Annotated in this window: 2 protein-coding genes; both read left to right on the forward strand. The window is 29.1% G+C overall.

Annotated elements, in window-relative coordinates:
• Positions 1-27 precede the first annotated feature (27 nt).
• Positions 28-990 carry a DUF693 family protein gene (locus HNR35_RS05700; RefSeq protein WP_183224547.1) on the forward strand — a complete coding sequence of 321 codons (963 nt, stop codon included), beginning with the start codon at positions 28-30 and terminating at the stop codon, positions 988-990.
• A 13-nt stretch (positions 991-1,003) separates the two neighbouring features.
• Positions 1,004-1,275 (forward strand): DUF777 family protein (locus tag HNR35_RS05705; protein ID WP_183224549.1); only part of this gene is annotated, 272 nt, incomplete at its 3' end.

Below are 1,275 nucleotides of genomic sequence, written 5' to 3' on the forward strand. Positions count from 1 at the left end.
GCATTGGGAAAATATAAAGGATAATCAATGTTACTAAGTTATGATTTTAAAATTGAATTTTACAATGTAGATAAATCAAAAAAATCAATTGATGGAATTCCTTTTCCAGAAGAAACTCCTAAAATTATAATAAATACACAAGATGGAATTCATGCTGATATTTCCATATTTAATAGATTATCAGCAGACTTAAATACTGTAAGTTCCAAACAAGCAAAAATTGCGTTGTGGAATTTGTCTCTAGATTTCACCGACCACATTAAATTCGGAGATATAGTAAAAATATATTATAAAAAATTTGCTTATGAGAAAAAATTTGATTTTATAATGGCGGGTACTTTAGAGCATCCCATGAGCACTGATTATCCTGGTGGAGATTTTAGTGTTGAGCTTGAAGTTAAATTATTAACTAATAACAACTTCTTCAATCGCAAATTAAAAAACAAAGAGGGCAAAGTGGGTAAAAATTTTAAAGGTATGACGGTGCAAGATGCAATAGAATCTGTATTTCCTAATCGCAATATCATTAACATGGATAAAAAAGATAAACTTAAAGTGATTGACAAAAATTTTTATGCCTCAACACCAAAAGAGTTTATTGCGAAAATAATAGAAGGAAAATACGTTCATAATATAATAACTGATGTTGGCTATCATGATTACGAAATTGAATGCAATTTCGTATTTACTAATTACAATCAAAAGGGTAAAGATACCCACTATAAAGCATTAGAAGATTATGGACTTGAATTTATACCACAGCAAGAAGTTGATATTGAACCCGAATTTAAAACAAGGCGTATATATTGGAACGCTAAAATATTTTATACACATAAACTAAAAGTTGGAGATAAAGTTTCATTTATAGACGGACTGGGAAACATTATTAAAAACACCATACAAGAAACAAGTGCAGGACTTAGCAATACCGGAGATTGTTCATTATCACTTAAGCTATACGATGTCTCTAATTTTGCACCAATGAGATAATAAAGGGGGTAAAATGGACTTTGACCATATAATTTACAAAATGAACAAGCGCATTTATGGAAATACATTAACACAAGAAGACGTAAAAAATTGGATTTATTCAAATATTTTCATAACTCGAATTGGCACTGTAAAGGAATTTAAACAGCAAACTCAAGAGGCTGTAGTTATAATACCAGAATTTGAAGACTTAGAAATTCACACAAAAAATATATCTAATATCAATTTTGAACTATCAAAAGGCGATACTGTTTTACTGCTTCAATCAAGCATTAATATTTTTGA

The organism is Borreliella spielmanii, assembly GCF_014201705.1.
GTDB classification, from domain to species: domain Bacteria; phylum Spirochaetota; class Spirochaetia; order Borreliales; family Borreliaceae; genus Borreliella; species Borreliella spielmanii.